This window comes from Marivita sp., assembly GCF_020055675.1.
GTDB lineage: Bacteria > Pseudomonadota > Alphaproteobacteria > Rhodobacterales > Rhodobacteraceae > Marivita.
The window spans coordinates 46,571-65,235 of the sequence record NZ_JAIPUS010000003.1; the positions used below are offsets into that span (position 1 = coordinate 46,571).

Below are 18,665 nucleotides of genomic sequence, written 5' to 3' on the forward strand. Positions count from 1 at the left end.
GGCTGTTGGCCCGTGTCGGGCGCGTCTTTGTGCGCGGGGCTCATGTCGGCAGCGGCAACGCGGGGTCGTCCTTGGCCTGATCCATGACGATCTGGCTGTGTAGCCGCCCGATGGCGCCTTGCGGAAGCAGGATATCCTGCACAAGCCGTTCGAGCGCGCGTGGCGTACGGAAGGCCCGATAACGCAGATCAGTTCGGCAGCTCAGTCTGGCAGCGGTTTGCCGTGGAGCCGCAGGAACAGGCTTTCCTCGTCGTCATTGCGGAAAAACGGCACCGACGCAGGCGGGGCGCGGTCCCTGGCGCGGGCTGCGACTTCGGCAAGGACGACCTCGGTGATGAAGGGCAAATCAAAGCCGCGCACCTTGTCCAGGGCGATCCATTGCAGATGCGCCAATTCGTCGGAGGCCGCCGAGAAATCGTCCGGGTCCGTGGCGAGGTCCTCCGCATCGAGCAGGAAGAACCGCGCATCGAACCGGCGCGGGCGGCCTGGCGGCGTGATGGCGCGGAAGACGAATTGCAGCGGAGCTGCGTTGGGCAGTTGGCCCTGCGCCGCGAAATCGCGCCAATTGCGCGGTGTCGGGGTGGGCCATTCTCCGGGTGTGCCGAGAACCTGGCCGGTTTCTTCCCAGAGTTCGCGGATCGCGGCGCCGGCGAGGGCGGGCGCGCAGCCCGGCGGCGCATCGTCGAGCAGGCGGCTTTCGCAGAGCGGTGACAGCGGATTGGCGAAGGGAACATGCGCATCCTCGGGATCGACCGCGCCGCCGGGAAAGACGAACTTGTTCGGCATGAAGGCGGCTTTGGCGCCGCGCTGGCCCATCAGGATGCTGGGGGCGTGGCCCCGGTCGCGCAGGACGATCACCGTGGCGGCATCGCGGAGCGCGGATTTGTCGATGTTCGGTGCGTCGGTCACACGGGACCCCCTGTTGCGCTGCAGGGGTCAGCCGGTGCCGGGTGCGAAGCCGTGCATGTAGCGCGACCACTGGAACGCGACGATTGCCCCTTTCAATCGGGGCAGAAGGTAAAGCGTCAGCCCGACGCAGCCAACCGCGAAGATCGTGAAGAGCACGAGCGGTTCGGGGCGGAACTGCACGAAGACGATATGCAGAAGCGGCGCCATCAGGTGGCCGACGATCAGGATGGTCAGATACGCCGGACCGTCATCGGCGCGGTGGTGGTGCAGTTCTTCGCGGCAGACAGGACAGGTGTCGCGCACCTTGAGATAGCCGCGCAGAAGCGGACCGTTTCCGCAATTGGGGCATTTCCTGCTCCAGCCCTTGCGCAGGGCCGGCCAGGTTTCACGCTCGTCATGTGTCGTTACGTGTGATGTCGCCATGTTCGCTCTCCTGCGCGCAAGATGCAGAGCGCGAGACATATTGGACAGTTGCCAAACTGTCCTTGCGGCTGGATGTCGCAAACATCCTGGCCGATTGGCCGCCGGCGCGGGACTTTGGCGACGGGGACCGACCGTGCGGAGAAAAAAATGCCCCGCCCGGCAAATAAATCCGACGGGATCGGACGCGCCCTGCGTGGAACGAAGTGGATGGCAAGGGCAAACGCCTTGTCTTGATCCACCAAGCCACAGGGTCCGGCCGGCGTGCCGGGCAGGAAAGGAAACGAGATGACTTTGAACAAGAAGGTCATGGCCCTTGTTGTCGCGGCCATGAGTGTCACCGGTGCAGCGACCGTGGTTCTGGCGCAGGACAGGATGGATCGCGGCGAACGGCCTGCGGAGATGTTCTCGCGGTTGGACACGGATGGCGATGGGCAGATCACCGCCGAAGAGCTGGACTCCGTCGGCCGGGGCCACATGCAAGACCGCGGGTCGCGTAAGATTGCGCGGCTTGACAGCGATGGCGATGGCGCCGTGTCGGAGGACGAGTTTGCCGCACGCCGGGGCGAGGGTGCGATGTTCGACCGTCTGGACACGAACGCGGACGGCATGATCAGCGAAGAGGAATTCGCGGAGATGCGGAAGGGCCACATGAGCGGAATGAAAGGTGGCATGCGCCACGGCCACCGCTGAGCCAAACGCTTCGGGCGGTGCGCGTGCATCGTCCGGGGTCCATGCTAGAGTTGATCCGAGAGTAACCAGCGCGGTGGCATGAGCCAGAGACAGTCCGATCCCGAGACCGAGGCGGAATTGCTTGCAGCCTATGCCGCAGGCGAGCCTGCCGCCGCGCGCGCATTGGCGCAGAGCCTTGCGCCGCTGGTGTATGCCCATGCGGTGCGCATGCTGAACGACCGCGCCGAGGCCGAGGACGTGGCGCAAGAGGCCATGTTGCGCCTGTGGCGCCAGGCGGCCGGATGGGACGCGCAGGGGGCGGCGTCGGTTCGCACCTGGCTTTACCGGGTGACGGCGAACCTGTGTATCGACCGGCTGCGCAAGACGCGGCCCGCCGGGTTGCCGGAGGACAGCGAAATGGCCGATGGCAAACCGGGGGCCGAGGCGCTGCTTCAGGCGCGGGACCGGCAGATGGCGCTGGAAGAGGCGCTGATGCACTTGCCCGACCGCCAGAGGCAGGCGGTCGTGCTGCGCCATATCGACGGGCTGGGCAATCCCGAGATCGCCCGGATCATGGACATCGGCCCGCGGGCCGTGGAAAGTCTGACCGCGCGGGGCAAACGGGCCTTGACCGCGCGTCTGAGCGGTCAGCGCGAGAATTTGGGGTATATGGATGACACAGTCGAAACCTCCTCTTGACGATCCGCTCGAAGCGGCATTGGCGCAGGCACGGCAGGCGCGACCAGAGATGCCCGACGGCCTGCTGGCGCGGGTGATGGCGGATGCCGCGGCCGAGATGCCCCAACCCCGGCGCCTGCCGGTCTGGCGGCAGATCTTTGGCACCCTGGGGGGCTGGCCCGCGATGGCCGGGCTGGCGGCAACGGCCTGCGCCGGTCTGTGGGTTGGCGGCGCGATGCCCGATGACGTGATGTTTGCGTTCGATCCGGTGACCAGCGCTGCGCTGGACACAGGGACCGGGTTGAGCGCGTTTGATCTCTTGCTGGTGGATGGCTGACATGGTGGACACGGCAAAACCGCGAACGCCATTGTGGCTGCGCCTGACGTTGTTGGGGTCGCTTGCCCTGAACCTGCTGGTGATCGGCGCGGTCGCCGGGGCCTTCGTTTTCGGCGGGCCGGAGCACCGGGCCCTGCGAGATCGGGGCGATCCGGTGCCGGTCTTTATCCGGGCGCTCGATCCGACGGACCGGCGCGCGCTTCGGCAGGACCTTCTGGAAAACCTGCGCGACAGGGCCCGCGACCGGGGCGGCATGATCGAAGATTTCCGCACCAGCCTTGCGGCGCTGCGCGCGACGCCCTTTGATGCGGAGGGTTTTGCCGCTCTCCTGGGGGATCAATCGGCGCGACGGGCGCAGCGCGACGCGATCGGCCGCGCGGCCCTGGCAGAGCGGATCGCCGCGATGAGCGATGCCGAGCGCGCCGCCTATGCCGCCCGGATCGAGGATAATCTGGACACTTTGGCCGACCGGGCGCGCCGGTAGTTGGTGACACCGGTCAGGTCATGCCCTGGGTGACCGCGTCAACCGCGCGGGCCGGCAGCCGTTCGAAATCCTGCTGACCGGCCACTTCGATACGGTTCCGGCCATTGCCCTTGGCCAGGTAGAGCGCATTATCAGCCGCCCGCAGCAGCGCGCGTGTCGACAGGCGGTCCGTGCGGCTGGCATGTGCCAGCCCGATGCTGATCGTGGCCCGCACATGGGGCCCGTCCTCGATGCGTTTCGGAGTCGCGGCGACGCGGTTGCCAAGGCGCTGGGCGACGCTGCGGGCCTGGCCGGGGCCGACATCATGCAGGACGATCAGGAATTCCTCGCCGCCGTAGCGCGCGATGAAGTCGCCTTCGCGCAGGCCGGATTTCAGCAGTGTCGCGATATGCGCAAGAATGTCGTCTCCTGCGGCGTGACCGTGGTTGTCGTTGATCGCCTTGAAATGGTCGAGGTCGGCGATCAGCAGCGCCAGGGGGCGTGGATGTTCGGCCAGCGTGCGGTCCAACCGGGTCAGATATGCGTCCATCGCCTGCCGGTTGTTGAGCTTGGTCGTCGGGTCGGTATAGGCCAATTCGTTGAGGTGCCTGGCCGCGCTTCGCGCGCGGTCAGACTCTTGTTTGCGGCGGGCGAGCCGGCCGATCCGGACGGCCAGTTCGGCGGGTGTTACCGAATGCGGCACATGATCGTCTGCGCCGAGATCGAGCGGGGACGCCGCCGGAGCGCCCCTGTCGGACACAAAAAGGATGCGCGCGTGGCGGCTGTCGGGATGGGTCAGAAGGGCGCCCAGAAGGTCGCGTGCATCCGGCCCCGATCCGGATTCGACGATCACGAACACGTCCGTTTCCGGATCCGGTGTGCGGCGGGCCGACAGGGCGGTGACGAAATGGGCACGCACCCCGCTGTCGTCCGGCATCGCCGCGATGCGGGTGGTCATGTCCTTTGTGCCGCCCGTGGCAATGACGCTGGCGCGGGTCTTGGGCGTAAAGTCCTGCCTGGCTTCGGCGAGACCGGTGGTGAGTCCCTGCTTTTGGTGCTGCGTTTCTTCGGTGGTTTGGCGGATGCGCATGAAATTGCGCAGTCGCGCCCGCAGGTCGGAGGCGTCCGAGTGATGGTCGATCACGTCATGCGCGCCCGCGCTCAGCGCGCTGATCCGGGCCGAATGGTTTTCGCGCGCCACGGCCACCACGATCGTGGTCAGTTGGGTCTTGGTATTGGCGCGCAGGGCCTTGCAGACCTGCCGCAGCCGCAGCCCCGGCAGATCATCGGCGAGGATCACGACATCCGGCGGATCGTGCTGAAGGCGCGTCAGTCCGTCCCGCAGCGTGTCGGCCAGATCGACCGCGTAGGCGGCGGTGTCCAGTTGCGCGCGCAGATGGATACGCCGGTTCGACACGGCGTCGATGATGAGGACGTGACCGGGCACGACGCCTCCGTATTGGAACAGGTGTTAAGACTTTGCTCACCAATTCATTGCCGCTATTGGTTAAGAAAGAGTTTGGGAAATATCTAAAAATGACGCTTTCGGAAGATGGAGCACAACAGGTTGCCCTAACGGCCATCGCCTGGCTTGCAGGCAATGAGGATCTCTTGCCGGTGTTCATGGGCTCCACCGGCGCGGATGAGGCGGCGTTCCGCAGCGGCCTGGACAATCCGGACTTCCAGGCCTCGGTGCTGGATTTCATCCTGATGGACGATGCCTGGGTGGTCGCCTTCTGCGACAATGAAGGCATCGCCTATGATCGCCTGATGCAGGCGCGCGCGGCCTTGCCGGGTGGCCAGCAGGTGCATTGGACATGACGCGCCGCGATATCGGGGCGGTGTTGTTCGACAAGGACGGCACGCTTTTCGATTTCGGGGCGACGTGGAATGGCTGGGCCGAGAAGTTGCTCCTGCAACTGGGCGAGGGGGACCGGGCGCGCGCCGCAGATCTGGGCCGGTTGATCGGCTATGACCTGGAGGCATCGCGGTTTTCGCCCGACAGTTTCGTGATCGCGGGCACCCCGGACGACCTTGTCGATGTGCTGTCGCCGGAGTTGCCGGGTCTGACACGCTCTGATCTCCTTGCAAGGATCAACGTCGAGGCCGCCGCCGCGCCACTGGTCGAAGCGGTGCCCCTGGTCCCGTTGCTGGACCTGTTCCATGCGCAGGGAATGCGCCTTGGCGTGGTGACGAACGATGCCGAGGCACCGGCCCTTGCGCATCTGGAGGCGGCGCAAGTGCGCGACAGGTTCGATTTCATCGCCGGGTCGGACAGCGGCTACGGGGCCAAGCCGGCCGCGGGCCCGCTCCTGGCATTCAGCGAGGCCGTCGGCGTCCCGCGGGAGCGGATCATCATGGTCGGGGACAGCACGCATGACCTTGTTGCAGGCCGGGCCGCCGGGATGTGGACCGTGGCCGTGCTGACGGGCCTCGCGGGACCCGAGGATCTGTCGCCGCATGCCGATGTGGTGCTGCCCGATATCGGGCATTTGCCACAGTGGCTTGGCTTCGGGGCCGAGTAGCGCGGTCAGAAAGCGACGGGATGCGTCGTGTTCCGACAGGATAAGCCGCATCCGGGATGCCTAGCTGAGAGGGCAACTCAGGAGGCTGTCCATGACCGAGGCCATCACGCGCAAACGTCGCAGCGGCGGGCGATCCGGCAATGCTCTCCGGCGGGGCACTGCGGCGATCGACCAACTGCCCTGGTGCGTGCCGCGCAACATCGACCGGCCGACCGAACCGTTGACCGAAGCGGGCGTGGCGCGGCTTCACGACACGGCGATGACGATTCTCGAAGAGATCGGGATCGCGTTCCTCAATCCCGAGGCGGTGCGACTCCTGCGGGCGGCGGGCTGTCGCGTGACGGGGGACAACGTGCGCATGGATCGTGCGTTCGTGATGGAGCACATCCGCAAGGCGCCGCCGTCCTTTCCCATCACACCGCGCAACCCGGACCGCCGGATCGTGATCGGTGACGGGCATATCGTGTTTGGAAACGTGTCATCGCCGCCGAATTCCTGGGACATGGAGACGCGCCGGAAGCGGCCGGGCACGCGCGAGATGTGCCGCAATTTCCTCAAGCTCTCGCAGTATTTCAACTGCATCCATTTTGTTGGCGGCTACCCGGTGGAGCCGGTCGATGTGCACCCAAGCGTCCGGCATCTGGATGTGCTTTATGACAAGCTGACACTTTGCGACAAGGTGGCCCATGCCTATTCCCTGGGCAAGGAGCGGGTCGAGGACGTGATGGAGATGGTGCGGATTGCCGGTGGCCTGAGCCATGCGGAGTTCGAGGCCACCCCGCGCATGTATACCAATATCAACAGCACGTCGCCTTTGAGGCATGACTATCCGATGCTGGACGGTTGGATGCGCTGCGCCGCGCGCGGGCAGGGCTGCATCGTGACGCCGTTCACGCTGGCCGGTGCGATGGCCCCCGTGACGATGGCCGGTGCCGTGGCGCAATCATTGGCCGAGGGGCTGAGCGCGATCGTGCTGGCGCAGATCGTGCGTCCGGGGGCGCCCTGCGCCATTGGCACCTTCACCTCGAATGTCGACATGAAATCCGGCGCGCCCGCCTTCGGCACGCCGGAATACATGCGCGCGACCCAGATGACCGGGCAGATGGCGCGGTTTTACGGATTGCCGATGCGGTCTTCTGGGGTGTGCGCCGCCAATGTTCCGGACGGCCAAGCCATGTGGGAGACCGAACACAGCCTTTGGGCGGCGATCCAATCGGGGTCCAACATGGTCTATCATGCCGCTGGGTGGCTCGAAGGCGGGCTGATCGCCAGCCCGGAAAAATTAGTCATGGATTGCGAGGTGATCCAGCAGATGATCCGCTACATGGACCCGATGATCTGTGACGTCAGCGATGACGGGCTGGGCCTAGAGGCGATCCGGGAGGTGGGCAGCAATGGCCATTTCTTTGGCACGCAGCACACACAGGACCGCTATACGACGGCATTCTACCAACCCTTCCTGTCCGACTGGAAAAATTACGAAGCCTGGGACGCTGCGGGCGGCGTTTGGACCCCCGAACGCGCACATGCGACTTACAAGGCGATCCTTGAAGATTTCCAGCCCCCGGCGATGGACCCGGCGATCCGGGAAGAGCTGGAGGCCTTTGTGACCCGTCGCAAGCAAGAAGGCGGCGCACCAACCGATTTCTAGGGCCCTGGCCCTTCGGTATCTCCGGTTTGCGCGCTTGCGACGTGGCTGAACACCGGGGTCAGTTGTTAGGATTTTAGAGGTTTGCGGAATTTTAAGACCGCCATGTGATCCTGCGCGGCAAGGTAAGGGCACAGGGTATGCATGGATTGATCTTTCGCACGGTTGAGGCGTTCGTTTCAGACGCATTCGGGACAGGATCCTGGCAGGACGCGGTGGCGATCGCGGGGCTCGAGGTCAGCGCCTTCGAGGCCATGCTGCAATATGACCCGGCGTATTTTCCAAGGCTGCTGGACGGCTGCGCCGAAGCGCTGGATCGTCCCAGATCCGTGATCCTTGAAGACATCGGCGCATATCTGATCACGCATCAGAACCATGCTTCGGTGCGTCGCTTGATGCGATTCGGGGGCGATACCTATTCCGAACTGCTTCATTCGCTGGACGAATTGCCCGGGCGCACACGGCTCGCTGTGTCCGGTCTGGAACTGCCGCAGATCAATATCCGCGAACCGATTCCGCATCAGTTCGTCGTCACATGCCACGGCGACCCTGCCGGGTTCGGGCATGTCCTGGTGGGCCTGTTGCGCGCGATGGCGGATGATTACGGCACATTGGCCGTGCTGGAGCATCGGGGCGTCCGCGACGCGGCAGAGGTGATCGAGGTCGCGGTGGTCGAAGCCGCCTTTTCGGAAGATCGCGGATTCATGCTTGCCGACCGCGCGGAGGATGCGCTGACATGATCACTGCACTGGACCTTCTGGCACAGCTGCGCCCCTTGCATGTTTGCGTCGGGCGCACGGGACATATCCGGCAAGTGGGCCACAGCCTTGCCAAGCTGGGGGCCGGAGACCTGACCGGCCTTCGCTTTCTCGAGGCGTTCGAGGTCCTGCGCCCCGCCCAGCCGTCCGGCATGGTCGGTCTTCGATCACTTGCGGGGCAGGTGTTGCGACTGCGGTTGCGGGCCGAACCGGGAATGATCCTGCGCGCGTTGGTGGTTGACGACGGGGCAGGGGGCGTGATCCTGGACCTGTCCTTCGGCATCGCGGTGATCGAGGCGGTGCAGCGCTTCGGTCTGACGGCGCGGGACTTCGCGGCAAGCGATCTGGCGGTGGAACTGTTGTTCCTTCAAGAGGCCAAATCGAGCGCGATGGCCGCCTCTTTCAGCTTGAACGCGCGGCTTGATGGCGCGCGGCTTGCGGCCGAAACCGAAGCCATGACAGATGGGCTGACGGGGCTGCACAACCGTCGGGCGCTGGACGGTGCGCTGGGCCGCCTGGGACAATCCGACACGCATTTCGCGGTGCTGCAGATGGACCTCGATCGCTTCAAGCCGGTGAACGATACGCTGGGCCATGCAGCGGGTGATGCCGTGCTCCGGCGCGTTGCGTCGATTCTGCGCGCGCAGACCCGGCAGGATGATCTGGTTGTGCGCACCGGCGGCGATGAATTCCTGGTTGTCTGTCCCGGACTGACAGATCACGCGCGTCTGGACCAGCTGTCCCGGTCGCTGATCCACGACCTGTCGCAGCCGGTCGACTATGAAGGGATGCAGGTTCAGATCGGGGTGTCGATCGGGATCGCCCAAAGCGCATCTACCCCCAAGGTCACGCCCGAAGGCGTGATCGAGCGAGCCGATATCGCGCTTTATGCAGCCAAACGCGCCGGGCGTGGCCGCTACCGGCTCTGGACCGAGGACATGGGACACAGCCTGACAGAGCTTGCAGCGCCGCAAGAGCCGGCGCAGGCGTGACCGCCTTGTATCCCGCTGGTCCCCGAAGACGCCGCGCGTGCAGTGAAGACGGCCAGCCTGGGCGATTTTCAAGCCGATCGGGACAAGCAACCGGTCCGGAGTGTGGCCACCAAACGGGCCGTGACAGCGCAGGATGATCGGCCCAAGACCGATGCCCCGGACGGTGAAGGCATTTTTCGGTTTTAGGGGTCTTGATCCCATCTGCGGAGCGGCGTAAGTAGCGCCGCACGGTTGGGGTGTAGCCAAGTGGTAAGGCAACGGTTTTTGGTACCGCGTACCGCAGGTTCGAATCCTGCCACCCCAGCCAGGTTTTCTGATATCAGTGGTTCAAGCCCCGCGTGGGCAGCGCCCTTCGGACTTGCCACCGAATGTGCCGCACGTCTTGGGATGTGATCGAAGACGCGTGTCTATGCTCCGATATGGCCCTGCCGGAAACATCCGCGACCGGGATGGTGTTTTCGGACGACCGCTTCGGACGACCGCAATGGCGCGTGGAACGCGGACCGGATATTTCGTCCGGGCATGGACCACGGCGATGATGCGGTTGATGGCGCGTCGGCGGGAGCGAACCCGATGCGCCTGGATGCTGTCCGCATGACATCCAACACCAACGAGTGTTTGCACGGCGTCTGGTCTGACAGCGGCCGCGCGACACATCGGGACGGCGTGGCTTTGGGCATTGCCAAAAAGCGGATACAGCGGTCAGCCCTTGATGGCCCACCCCGCGCGACGCACCGCGTCTGTGTGCGCGCCAAGCGAGGGGGCGGTTTTGTCCAGCGCGAGGCTGGAGGCGCTGAAGGCGATCGGCGTGCGGACCCCGGGTACGCCTTCCGGGAGGATCTTCATGTCGCGATGATCGATTTGCGGATCGGCGAACACCTCGGCCACGCTATTGATGGGGGACGCGGGGACCTGCACCGCTTTCAGGGCCGCCAGCAGATCGGCTTTTGACCATGTCGCGGTTTCCGACTTGAGTTCGGGTACCAGCCTGTCGCGATTTTGCACGCGGTCGGCGTTGCTCTGGTAATCCGGCTGCGCCGCCAGATCGGCGCGGCGCAAGGTATCGCACAGGCGTTGATACTGGCCGTCATTTCCTACCGCGATGATGATGTTGCCGTCGGAGACCGGAAACACCTCGTAGGGCACGATATTGGGGTGCTGATTGCCCATGCGGTCGGGGGACTGGCCGGTGGCCAGGAAATTCATCGCCTGATTGGCAAGGCTGCCGGCCCCGGCGTCCAGGAGGCTCATGTCGATATGCTGGCCCTGTCCTGTCCTGTCGCGTGCGGCAAGCGCCGCCTGAATGGCGATCACCGAATACAGCCCCGTGTAGATATCGGTCACGGCCACGCCCACCTTCTGCGGCGCGCCCTGCGGGTCTCCGGTGATCGACATGAGACCGGACATGCCCTGGATGAGGTAATCATACCCGGCGCGGTCGGCGTAGGGCCCGGTCTGGCCGAAGCCGGTGATCGAACAATAGACAAGACCGGGATTCGAGGTGGAGAGGCTGGCATAATCCAGACCGTATTTCGCCAGGCCGCCGACCTTGAAATTCTCGATCAGGACATCGGCCTCTGCGGCCAGGCTTTGCACAAAGGCGCGGCCCTCGTCGGTTGTCAGATCCGCCGTGACGGAATACTTGCCCCGGTTGCAGCTGTAGAAATAGGCGGCTGACGGCCGGTCTTCACCTGCACGGTCGATGAACGGCGGCCCCCATGTGCGGGTATCGTCGCCCTTGGGGCTTTCCACCTTGATCACGGTCGCGCCAAGATCGGCCAATGTCTGGCCAACGATCGGCCCGGCAAGGATGCGGGCCAATTCGAGAACTTTCAAACCTTCCAGCGGGGCCGTCATCAGAAAAAGGCCTGCAACCCTGTCTGTGCGCGGCCAAGGATGAGGGCGTGCACGTCATGCGTGCCTTCGTAGGTGTTGACCGTTTCGAGGTTCTGCGCGTGCCGCATGACGTGGTATTCCGCCATGATCCCGTTGCCGCCATGCATGTCGCGGGCGTGGCGCGCGATGTCGAGCGCCTTGCCGCAATTGTTGCGTTTGATCAGGCTGATCGCTTCGGGGGCGGCGGTGCCGGCATCCAGCATGCGTCCCACCTGAAGGGCGGCGTGCAGGCCAAGCGCGATTTCGGTCTGCATGTCGGCCAGTTTTTTCTGGAACAACTGCGTCTGGGCCAGAGGACGCCCGAACTGCACCCGGTCCAACCCGTATTGACGCGCCCGGTGCCAGCTGTCCTCGGCGGCGCCCATGACGCCCCAGGCGATGCCATAGCGCGCGCGATTCAGACAGCCGAACGGACCCTTGAGGCCCTCGACGCCGGGCAGCAGCGCGTCTTCGCCAACCTCGACATCCTTCATCACGATCTCGCCGGTGACCGACGCGCGCAGCGACAGCTTGCCGTTGATCTTGGGCGCCGACAGGCCGGTCATGCCTTTTTCGAGCACGAAACCCCGGATCTTGCCGCCATGCGCTTCGGACTTGGCCCAGATGACGAAGACATCGGCAATCGGGCTGTTGGAGATCCACATCTTGGCCCCGTTGATGACATAGCCACCCTCGGTTTTCTTGGCGACGGTCTTCATGCCCGCCGGGTCCGATCCGGCATCGGGTTCTGTCAGGCCGAAACAGCCGATCAGAGTGCCGGCTGCCAGGCCGGGCAGGTATTTCTTGCGCTGTTCGTCTGAGCCGTAGGCATGGATCGGGTACATCACCAGGGAGCTTTGAACGCTCATCATCGACCGGTAGCCGCTATCCACGCGCTCGACCTCGCGGGCGACAAGGCCGTAGCTGACATAATTCGCACCCAAGCCGCCGAATTCCTCGGGAATGGTCACACCAAGCAAGCCCATCGCGCCCATCTCGGCAAATATCTCGGGGGCGACGCCTTCGTTCAGATACATGTCCGACACGCGCGGAGCGAGTTTGTCTGCCGCATAGGCCGCAGCGCTGTCGGCGATCATGCGCTCGTCCTCTTCCAGCGCCGCGCGCAAGCCCAAGGGGTCTTCCCAGTCGAAGTCTGCCAGTGACGGCCCGTGGCCTGCGTTCGATGCGTCAAGCATGTCCATGCTCCCTTTATTGGTCATCTGCGGCGGTCGATCCGGGGCGTCCGTACCGGGTGCCGAAAGCGGGTCTTTCGATCCATCTCCCTGATCGTCCGAACCTGGAATTCCTGTTGCGGTCCCGAATGTATCTGTGCGGCAGGGGTCTTTTGCCGGGCGCGAAACACCACCGCGTTTCGGCGCATGATACGGTGCGGTGCATCGCGCGCCAAGGGTTGTGTGGCCAAATGCGGCAGGTAAATTGAGCCGAGCCGGAGAGCGTCTGCGCGCGCCATGTGCGGCACAGGCAGGGCGTGCCCGTGCGGGGCCTCGAAGATCCGCCCATTAATTGGGCAAATAGCCCATAATTTTTGCATCTGACCATGTGGCATGCCGCATCAGCTTGCGTGTCTTGCGGGCCTGCGCAACGGTCAAGCATGTCTGATCACTCTGTTTTTGATGAAATGTGGGGCCGGGACGCGGGGCTGCGTGAGCCTTACCGGAATTTCCACGCTTGGTTCGACCAGGAAGACCCAAAGCGCCTGCGGGCGAAGAATCGCGAGGCCGAGGATCTTTTTCGCCTGACCGGGATCACTTTCAACGTTTACGGCCGGTCCGAGGCTGAAGAGCGTCTGATCCCCTTCGATATCATTCCGAGGATCATTTCAGGGTCTGAATGGGCCAAGCTGTCGCGCGGTATCGATCAGCGGGTGCGCGCGATCAACGCGTTCCTGCATGACATTTACCATACGCAAGAGATCGTGAAGGCCGGACGCATCCCGAAAGAGATGATCGCCCAGAACGAGGCGTTCCTGCCGCACATGATCGGGGTCGATGTGCCGGGCGGGGTGTATACGCATATCGTCGGGATCGACCTTGTGCGCACCGGGCCGGGTGAGTTTTTCGTGTTGGAGGACAACGCGCGGACGCCCTCCGGGGTGAGCTACATGCTCGAAAATCGCGAAACCATGCTTCAGATGTTTCCCGAGCTGTTTTCCAAGAACCGCGTCCAGCCCGTGCAGCATTACCCGATCGACCTGCGCCGGTCGTTGGCCGCCTGCGCGCCCAAGGCGGCAGGCGCCAACCCCACGGTCGCGGTGCTGACGCCTGGTATCTACAATTCGGCCTATTTCGAACATGCGTTCCTAGCCGACCAGATGGGTGTCGAACTGGTCGAAGGGCATGACCTGCGGGTTGTGGATGGTCGCGTGGCGATGCGCACGACCCATGGCTACAAGGCGATTGACGTGCTGTACCGCCGGGTCGACGATGATTTCCTGGACCCGCTGAATTTCAATCCCGAAAGCCAGCTTGGCGTGCCGGGCATCATGGATGTCTACCGCGCGGGCGGGATCACCATCGCCAACGCGCCCGGAACCGGGATATCCGACGACAAGGCGATTTATTCCTACATGCCGGAAATCGTCGAGTTTTATACCGGTGAGCGCCCCTTGTTGCAAAACGTGCCCACCCATCGCTGTTCCGAACCCGATGCGCTGGCCTATGTTCTGGACAACCTAGAGGACCTGGTGGTCAAGGAGGTTCACGGGTCGGGGGGGTATGGCATGCTGATCGGCCCTACCGCGACGAGGAAAGATCTTGCCGCGTTCCGCCGCAAGCTCAAGGCCCGCCCCAAGAACTACATTGCCCAGCCGACGCTGAGCCTGTCGACGGTGCCGATCTTTGCGCAGAAAGGGCTGGCTCCACGGCATGTCGATTTGCGCCCCTTCGTGCTCGTGAGTCCCGATGGCATCAAGATCACGCCTGGCGGCCTGACCCGTGTGGCGCTGAAGAAAGGATCCCTGGTGGTGAATTCGTCGCAAGGCGGCGGCACCAAGGACACATGGGTGCTGGAGGAGTAAGGCCATGCTGGGAAAAACCGCGAACGGTCTTTACTGGATGTACCGCTACATGGAGCGCGCCGAGAACGCTGCGCGGCTCATCGAGACCGGGCAGCGGATCGCCCTGACCCGGTTGAACCAGACGGACAAGGAATGGGCGTCGGTCTTGCGGTCGGGTGATTGCCTGCAAGGCTATACGGCCACGCATGACGAGATGTCCCGCGATCTTGCCGTCGACTGGATGCTGCGGAGCAAGGACAACCCATCTTCGGTTGTCTCCAGCATAAACGCGGCGCGGTTGAACGCGCGGCTGGTGCGGACCGCGATCACGGGTGAGGTCTGGGAGGCCGTCAATTCCGCCTACATGACGCTGAAAAAGGCGCTGGGGCGCAAGGTGTCCGAGCGGGAACTGCCCAGTGTGCTGCGCCTGATCCGGCACCATGCGGCACTGGTGCGTGGGGTCACGCATGGAACCATGCTGCGCAACGAGATTTACGATTTCGCCCGACTGGGCACATTCCTGGAACGGGCGGACAACACGGCGCGCATTCTGGACGTGAAATATTACGTCCTGCTGCCATCCGCCCGGTCGGTCGGCTCGTCGATCGACAACGTGCAATGGGAGTCGATTCTCAGGTCCGTGTCTGCTCGGGGCGGCTTTCGCATGGAATACGGGGCCGGCGGCGGCCCGCGCGAGATCGCGGATTTCCTGATCCTGGACAAGCGCATGCCACGGTCACTGGCCTTTTGCGCCGGTGAGCTGAGCACCAACCTGGGCTTTCTCGCGAAGGGTGGGGATGTCGGCCAGGCGTCGCGCAACAAGGTGCGTGCCCTGGAAAACGGCCTGCTGTCAAAATCGATCGATGATATTTTTCGCCACGGTCTGCATGAATTCCTGCAAACGACGCTCAAGGACCTGACCGCCATTTCGCGCCAGATCGAAGAGGAGTTCCGGTTCTATGCCTGATTTTGCCGGCACGAGCGCGTCATGCGTCTGAAGATCGATCATACCACGCAGTACCGGTTCACCACGCCCGTGATCTACGGCTTGCAGCAGCTGCGCAAGACGCCAAAATCCTCTTGTAATCAATCTGTTGTGCAGTGGGAAACCCGGATTGACGGCGGCCGCAAGGAAGTGGTTTTCGAGGATCACCACCACAACACGACCGAGCTGATCAGCTTTGATCCCGATACCATCGAACTCTCGGTGACCAGCGAAGGCGATGTCGAGATCGAGGAGAATGTCGGCATCCTCGGCGCGCATCATGGCCCTGCGCCACTGTGGCTCTACCAGATGCCCACCGCGCGCACGCAGGTTGGAGCGGGCACACGCGTGCTGGTGCGTGACATCGTCTCCGCGCCCGGTATCCCCGATTTGCACGCGCTGTCGGCACGGATTTGCGAAACTGTGACCTTTACCCTGGGCGCGTCCGAGCCGAGCTGGTCCGCCGAAGACGCGATTTCGGCTGGAAAGGGGGTGTGTCAGGACCACACGCATATCTTCATTGCTTGCGCACGGGCCATGGGGCTTCCGGCCCGGTATGTCTCGGGGTACCTGATGCTGAACGAGTCCACGGTTCAGGAGGCGATGCACGCTTGGGCCGAGGCCTATGTCGACGGGCTTGGTTGGGTCGGTTTCGACGTATCGAACGGGATCTCCCCGGACACACGTTACGTTCGCGTCGCGACAGGGCTGGACTATTCCGATGCGGCACCGATATCTGGGACCCGAATTGGCGGGTCCGGCGAGGTGCTGGACGTCCGCATCAATGTGGTTCAGCAATAGGAATACCGCGTGACATATTGCGTTGGAATGATGCTGCGCAGCGGCCTGGTCTTCATGTCCGACACACGGACCAACGCCGGTCTGGACAATATCTCGACCTTCAAGAAGATGACGATCTGGGAGGACCCCGGTGAGCGCGTCCTGACGCTGATGTCGGCGGGCAATCTGGCCACCACCCAAGCGGTTGTCAGCCTGCTGGAAGAGCGCAGCAAACAGCCCGAGGACCGCGAGCCGTCACTGATGAAGGCACCGTCGATGTTCCAGGCGGCCTGCATGGTGGGAGACACGCTGCGCGAGGTGATCCAGGATCTTGCCAAGGGCGGCCAGCGCGCTGACAGCAACTTTGACGCGACCCTGATCCTGGGTGGTCAGATCGGGGACAGCCCGCCGCGTCTCTTTCTGATCTACCCGGCCGGCAATTTCATCGAGGCCGGCACGGATACGCCTTTCTTCCAGATCGGGGAGATCAAATATGGCCGCCCGATCCTGGTGCGGGCCTATGATCCGGATCTGACATTCGCCAATGCGCTCAAGCTCTTGCTGGTCAGTTTTGATTCGACCCTCAAGGCCAATCTTTCGGTCGGCGCGCCTTTGGATTATTTCTGCTACCGGACGGACAGTTTGAAGGTCGACACAGTCGGCCGTGTCGAACCGGACAACCCGGAATTCCAGGCAATCTCGACCCAATGGGGCAACGCGCTCAAGCAAGCCCTCGACACGTTGCCGGACGTGACCCTTACCAGTAACTAATCCCTTGCGTCGGAAGGAACCATCATGACGACACATCCTGTAATCTGCGTTGGCGGCGAAAACCTTATCGACCATGTGACCCGCGATGGCGCGCAATCGGCTTTGGCCGGCGGGTCCCCGTTCAACGTGGCGATGGCGCTGGGCCGGCAGCAGGCGGATGTGCGCTATGTCACCCCGATTTCGACCGATTCCTGGGGCGATCATTTGGCAGACACGCTGAAGTCTTCGAATGTCACGCTCAGCGGCGGGCGCAGCGATGCCCCGACAACCATCGCACGGGTGACGGTGCGCGATGGCATCCCGGACTATCGGTTCGAACGCGATGGAACCGCCGAACGCACTGTCACGCCGGCATTCTTGCAAGAGGTGATCCCGGCGGACACGGCGGCGCTGCACACGGGGTCGCTTGCCCTGACGATGGGGGCGGATGCCGAGGCGTGGGAGACAACCTGCGCAGCAGCGTTCGATAGCGGAACGCTCGTGTCATTGGACCCGAATGTGCGGATATCCGTGGTCGCCGATGTCGAAAGCTACCGCGCCCGGATCGGTCGGATGTTGGAAAAGACCAATCTTCTCAAACTGAGCGATGAAGATCTCGGTGATTTGTATCCCGACATGACGCAGCAGGGGGCGCTCGATCTGCTGCGCAAGACAACCGCGGCGAACCTCGTCGTGATGACGAAAGGACCGGATGGTGCCGAAGCCTGGTGCGGCGACATCCATGTCAAGGCGCCCGCACCACGTGTGCCCGGACTTGTCGATACCGTTGGCGCGGGGGACACGTTCATGGCCACGCTGTTGGCGGGTCTCGCGCGGATCGGGGCACTGTCGCAAGACGGGGTGGGCACATTGACCCAGGCCCAGGTCGCGGATCTTGTCGGTCGCGCCGGACGGGCCGCCGCGATCAATTGCAGCCGCGCCGGATGCAACCCGCCGACATTGGACGAACTGGAGTGCGCCCTGTCGGACGCGGGGTGATCCTTGGTCCCGGGGGGCGCGGCGCTATAGTGACAACCGCCGTTCCCGTGCGCCGCCGCGCCGCCGTGGTTTCGGCAGGGCAAGATCGAGCGGCTGCATCGGTGCATCCAGCGACTGTTTCAACAACGCACGAAACTCTGCAACCGCAGGATCGGTCGCCTCGAACGGGGCCGCCGCCATATAGGCGCAGGTCGCCTCGGTCAGGTAACAGGCATCGCCAGGCAGCCCGTCAAGCCATTGCATGTAGCCAAGCTGGCCGATCTCGCGCGCCCGCTCTGGCGTGGTTGGATTGACCTGCAACTGGGTCAAGGTTCGTTCGATAGACATGACAGCACCCTCCGCACAAGGGCGAATGGCACACAAGAGAGACGGAGCCTGGGCGCCCGACGCGCCGCGCGGATCGTCCTCCGGTGCACCCCGCCCGGGTTCAGTTCTTTCATGATGGCAGGTCTCCTGACTCGCGGGTCGTCATGCCTGTCGCACCTTCCCAGGCTCTTGGCCCAGTGGTTTTGCGCGATGCACTTGCCGCTCACAGTTGCGGGGGCAGTCACGGATTTTCACCGTATTCCCTTTTGGGCCGACACGCGGTGCCAGCCACCATCGCCAACAGTCTTCCAGAAGAGCCGCCACGGCGCAAACCGAATATCGGGATATGTACAATTCGACGCATCCCGGGTCCGCGAAAGACCTTATTAAAGGTTTGGCACGAAAACTGGGCGGGAGAAAGGCGGAAGCGCCTTATTCAAACCAATACCAAGGAGAGGTGTCCGGATGCCCGCACTGCTGTCAATACTCCAGCTCTTTCGCTACCTGATTGGCTTGCGCGGGGCCGCCCGACCGGGCCGGGCCGCCCCGCGT

20 protein-coding genes, 1 tRNA gene and 1 riboswitch are annotated in these 18,665 nt (G+C 63.8%); of the genes, 15 read left to right on the plus strand and 6 right to left on the minus strand.

The window, feature by feature from the left end:
* Positions 1-201 precede the first annotated feature (201 nt).
* Positions 202-909, minus strand: coding sequence for an NUDIX hydrolase (locus LCF59_RS03255; RefSeq protein ID WP_292285539.1), 708 nt, complete (start codon positions 907-909; stop codon positions 202-204).
* 27 nt (positions 910-936) lie between these two features.
* Complete coding sequence (locus LCF59_RS03260) at positions 937-1,332, minus strand: DUF983 domain-containing protein (RefSeq protein WP_292285541.1); 396 nt, start codon at positions 1,330-1,332, stop codon at positions 937-939.
* 285 nt (positions 1,333-1,617) lie between these two features.
* Here LCF59_RS03260 and LCF59_RS03265 point away from each other — a divergent pair, with 285 nt between their 5' ends.
* The 4 genes from LCF59_RS03265 to LCF59_RS03280 all read left to right on the plus strand — a co-directional run bounded on the left by LCF59_RS03265 (position 1,618) and on the right by LCF59_RS03280 (position 3,500).
* Positions 1,618-2,022, plus strand: coding sequence for an EF-hand domain-containing protein (locus LCF59_RS03265; RefSeq protein WP_292285543.1), 405 nt, complete (start codon positions 1,618-1,620; stop codon positions 2,020-2,022).
* Between the two features lie 78 nt (positions 2,023-2,100).
* Positions 2,101-2,700: a sigma-70 family RNA polymerase sigma factor gene (locus tag LCF59_RS03270; protein WP_292285545.1), complete on the plus strand. Its 600-nt coding sequence runs from the start codon at positions 2,101-2,103 to the stop codon at positions 2,698-2,700.
* Positions 2,675-3,016: a hypothetical protein gene (locus LCF59_RS03275; RefSeq protein ID WP_292285547.1), complete on the plus strand. Its 342-nt coding sequence runs from the start codon at positions 2,675-2,677 to the stop codon at positions 3,014-3,016. Before LCF59_RS03270 ends, LCF59_RS03275 begins: the two co-directional genes overlap by 26 nt.
* Position 3,017: 1 nt before the next feature.
* Positions 3,018-3,500: a periplasmic heavy metal sensor gene (locus LCF59_RS03280; protein ID WP_292285549.1), complete on the plus strand. Its 483-nt coding sequence runs from the start codon at positions 3,018-3,020 to the stop codon at positions 3,498-3,500.
* Between the two features lie 13 nt (positions 3,501-3,513).
* Here LCF59_RS03280 and LCF59_RS03285 read toward each other — a convergent pair whose 3' ends face one another.
* Complete coding sequence (locus tag LCF59_RS03285) at positions 3,514-4,926, minus strand: diguanylate cyclase (protein ID WP_292285551.1); 1,413 nt, start codon at positions 4,924-4,926, stop codon at positions 3,514-3,516.
* 89 nt (positions 4,927-5,015) lie between these two features.
* On the opposite strand from LCF59_RS03285, the gene LCF59_RS03290 reads away from it, so the two are divergent.
* The 6 genes from LCF59_RS03290 to LCF59_RS03315 all read left to right on the plus strand — a co-directional run bounded on the left by LCF59_RS03290 (position 5,016) and on the right by LCF59_RS03315 (position 9,709).
* Positions 5,016-5,300, plus strand: a complete 285-nt coding sequence (locus LCF59_RS03290) for a DUF3572 domain-containing protein (protein ID WP_292285935.1) — start codon at positions 5,016-5,018, stop codon at positions 5,298-5,300.
* A complete protein-coding gene (locus LCF59_RS03295) occupies positions 5,297-6,004 on the plus strand; it encodes an HAD family hydrolase (protein ID WP_292285553.1) in 708 nt (235 codons plus the stop codon). The genes LCF59_RS03290 and LCF59_RS03295 overlap by 4 nt, the downstream gene beginning before the upstream one ends.
* Before the next feature lie 91 nt (positions 6,005-6,095).
* The gene (locus LCF59_RS03300) at positions 6,096-7,655 is read left to right on the plus strand and encodes a trimethylamine methyltransferase family protein (RefSeq protein ID WP_292285555.1); all 1,560 of its coding nucleotides are present in this window, start codon (positions 6,096-6,098) and stop codon (positions 7,653-7,655) included.
* Between the two features lie 137 nt (positions 7,656-7,792).
* Positions 7,793-8,392 carry a heme NO-binding domain-containing protein gene (locus LCF59_RS03305; protein ID WP_292285556.1) on the plus strand — a complete coding sequence of 200 codons (600 nt, stop codon included), beginning with the start codon at positions 7,793-7,795 and terminating at the stop codon, positions 8,390-8,392.
* Complete coding sequence (locus tag LCF59_RS03310) at positions 8,389-9,402, plus strand: diguanylate cyclase (RefSeq protein ID WP_292285558.1); 1,014 nt, start codon at positions 8,389-8,391, stop codon at positions 9,400-9,402. Before LCF59_RS03305 ends, LCF59_RS03310 begins: the two co-directional genes overlap by 4 nt.
* A 232-nt stretch (positions 9,403-9,634) precedes the next feature.
* Positions 9,635-9,709 (plus strand) — tRNA-Gln (locus LCF59_RS03315).
* Positions 9,710-10,104: 395 nt separating this feature from the next.
* Here the strand turns inward: LCF59_RS03315 and LCF59_RS03320 are convergent.
* Both LCF59_RS03320 and LCF59_RS03325 read right to left on the minus strand, forming a co-directional pair.
* Positions 10,105-11,259 carry a CaiB/BaiF CoA-transferase family protein gene (locus LCF59_RS03320; protein WP_292285560.1) on the minus strand — a complete coding sequence of 385 codons (1,155 nt, stop codon included), beginning with the start codon at positions 11,257-11,259 and terminating at the stop codon, positions 10,105-10,107.
* Complete coding sequence (locus tag LCF59_RS03325) at positions 11,259-12,473, minus strand: acyl-CoA dehydrogenase (RefSeq protein WP_292285562.1); 1,215 nt, start codon at positions 12,471-12,473, stop codon at positions 11,259-11,261. Before LCF59_RS03325 ends, LCF59_RS03320 begins: the two co-directional genes overlap by 1 nt.
* 416 nt (positions 12,474-12,889) lie before the next feature.
* Between LCF59_RS03325 and LCF59_RS03330 the strand changes: the two genes are divergently transcribed.
* The 5 genes from LCF59_RS03330 to LCF59_RS03350 are packed head-to-tail and all read left to right on the plus strand — an operon-like array spanning position 12,890 to position 17,807.
* A complete protein-coding gene (locus tag LCF59_RS03330; RefSeq protein ID WP_292285563.1) occupies positions 12,890-14,314 on the plus strand; it encodes a circularly permuted type 2 ATP-grasp protein in 1,425 nt (474 codons plus the stop codon).
* 4 nt (positions 14,315-14,318) lie between these two features.
* Complete coding sequence (locus LCF59_RS03335; RefSeq protein WP_292285565.1) at positions 14,319-15,260, plus strand: alpha-E domain-containing protein; 942 nt, start codon at positions 14,319-14,321, stop codon at positions 15,258-15,260.
* 21 nt (positions 15,261-15,281) lie between these two features.
* Entirely contained in the window at positions 15,282-16,079 is a 798-nt protein-coding gene (locus LCF59_RS03340) for a transglutaminase family protein (RefSeq protein ID WP_292285567.1), read from the plus strand.
* A 9-nt stretch (positions 16,080-16,088) separates the two neighbouring features.
* Positions 16,089-16,829, plus strand: coding sequence for a peptidase (locus LCF59_RS03345; RefSeq protein WP_292285569.1), 741 nt, complete (start codon positions 16,089-16,091; stop codon positions 16,827-16,829).
* A gap of 24 nt (positions 16,830-16,853) precedes the next feature.
* On the plus strand, positions 16,854-17,807 hold the full coding sequence (locus LCF59_RS03350; RefSeq protein ID WP_292285571.1) for a carbohydrate kinase: 954 nt from the start codon (positions 16,854-16,856) through the stop codon (positions 17,805-17,807).
* A gap of 24 nt (positions 17,808-17,831) precedes the next feature.
* On the opposite strand, the gene LCF59_RS03355 is transcribed toward LCF59_RS03350, so the two are convergent.
* Positions 17,832-18,134: a hypothetical protein gene (locus LCF59_RS03355; RefSeq protein WP_292285573.1), complete on the minus strand. Its 303-nt coding sequence runs from the start codon at positions 18,132-18,134 to the stop codon at positions 17,832-17,834.
* A 98-nt stretch (positions 18,135-18,232) separates the two neighbouring features.
* Positions 18,233-18,424: riboswitch (cobalamin riboswitch) on the minus strand.
* Positions 18,425-18,665: the final 241 nt, after the last annotated feature.

What these genes read in the sequence shown, in the direction of transcription:
- LCF59_RS03335 (WP_292285565.1), top strand. Translation starts at nt 14,319, where the DNA reads ATGCTGGGAAAAACCGCGAACGGTCTTTACTGGATGTACCGCTACATG.
- LCF59_RS03290 (WP_292285935.1), top strand. Translation starts at nt 5,016, where the DNA reads ATGACGCTTTCGGAAGATGGAGCACAACAGGTTGCCCTAACGGCCATC.
- LCF59_RS03325 (WP_292285562.1), bottom strand. Translation starts at nt 12,473, where the DNA reads ATGCTTGACGCATCGAACGCAGGCCACGGGCCGTCACTGGCAGACTTC.
- LCF59_RS03330 (WP_292285563.1), top strand. Translation starts at nt 12,890, where the DNA reads ATGTCTGATCACTCTGTTTTTGATGAAATGTGGGGCCGGGACGCGGGG.
- LCF59_RS03340 (WP_292285567.1), top strand. Translation starts at nt 15,282, where the DNA reads ATGCGTCTGAAGATCGATCATACCACGCAGTACCGGTTCACCACGCCC.
- LCF59_RS03295 (WP_292285553.1), top strand. Translation starts at nt 5,297, where the DNA reads ATGACGCGCCGCGATATCGGGGCGGTGTTGTTCGACAAGGACGGCACG.
- LCF59_RS03350 (WP_292285571.1), top strand. Translation starts at nt 16,854, where the DNA reads ATGACGACACATCCTGTAATCTGCGTTGGCGGCGAAAACCTTATCGAC.
- LCF59_RS03275 (WP_292285547.1), top strand. Translation starts at nt 2,675, where the DNA reads ATGACACAGTCGAAACCTCCTCTTGACGATCCGCTCGAAGCGGCATTG.
- LCF59_RS03320 (WP_292285560.1), bottom strand. Translation starts at nt 11,259, where the DNA reads ATGACGGCCCCGCTGGAAGGTTTGAAAGTTCTCGAATTGGCCCGCATC.
- LCF59_RS03355 (WP_292285573.1), bottom strand. Translation starts at nt 18,134, where the DNA reads ATGTCTATCGAACGAACCTTGACCCAGTTGCAGGTCAATCCAACCACG.
- LCF59_RS03280 (WP_292285549.1), top strand. Translation starts at nt 3,018, where the DNA reads ATGGTGGACACGGCAAAACCGCGAACGCCATTGTGGCTGCGCCTGACG.
- LCF59_RS03310 (WP_292285558.1), top strand. Translation starts at nt 8,389, where the DNA reads ATGATCACTGCACTGGACCTTCTGGCACAGCTGCGCCCCTTGCATGTT.
- LCF59_RS03265 (WP_292285543.1), top strand. Translation starts at nt 1,618, where the DNA reads ATGACTTTGAACAAGAAGGTCATGGCCCTTGTTGTCGCGGCCATGAGT.
- LCF59_RS03305 (WP_292285556.1), top strand. Translation starts at nt 7,793, where the DNA reads ATGCATGGATTGATCTTTCGCACGGTTGAGGCGTTCGTTTCAGACGCA.
- LCF59_RS03260 (WP_292285541.1), bottom strand. Translation starts at nt 1,332, where the DNA reads ATGGCGACATCACACGTAACGACACATGACGAGCGTGAAACCTGGCCG.
- LCF59_RS03270 (WP_292285545.1), top strand. Translation starts at nt 2,101, where the DNA reads ATGAGCCAGAGACAGTCCGATCCCGAGACCGAGGCGGAATTGCTTGCA.
- LCF59_RS03300 (WP_292285555.1), top strand. Translation starts at nt 6,096, where the DNA reads ATGACCGAGGCCATCACGCGCAAACGTCGCAGCGGCGGGCGATCCGGC.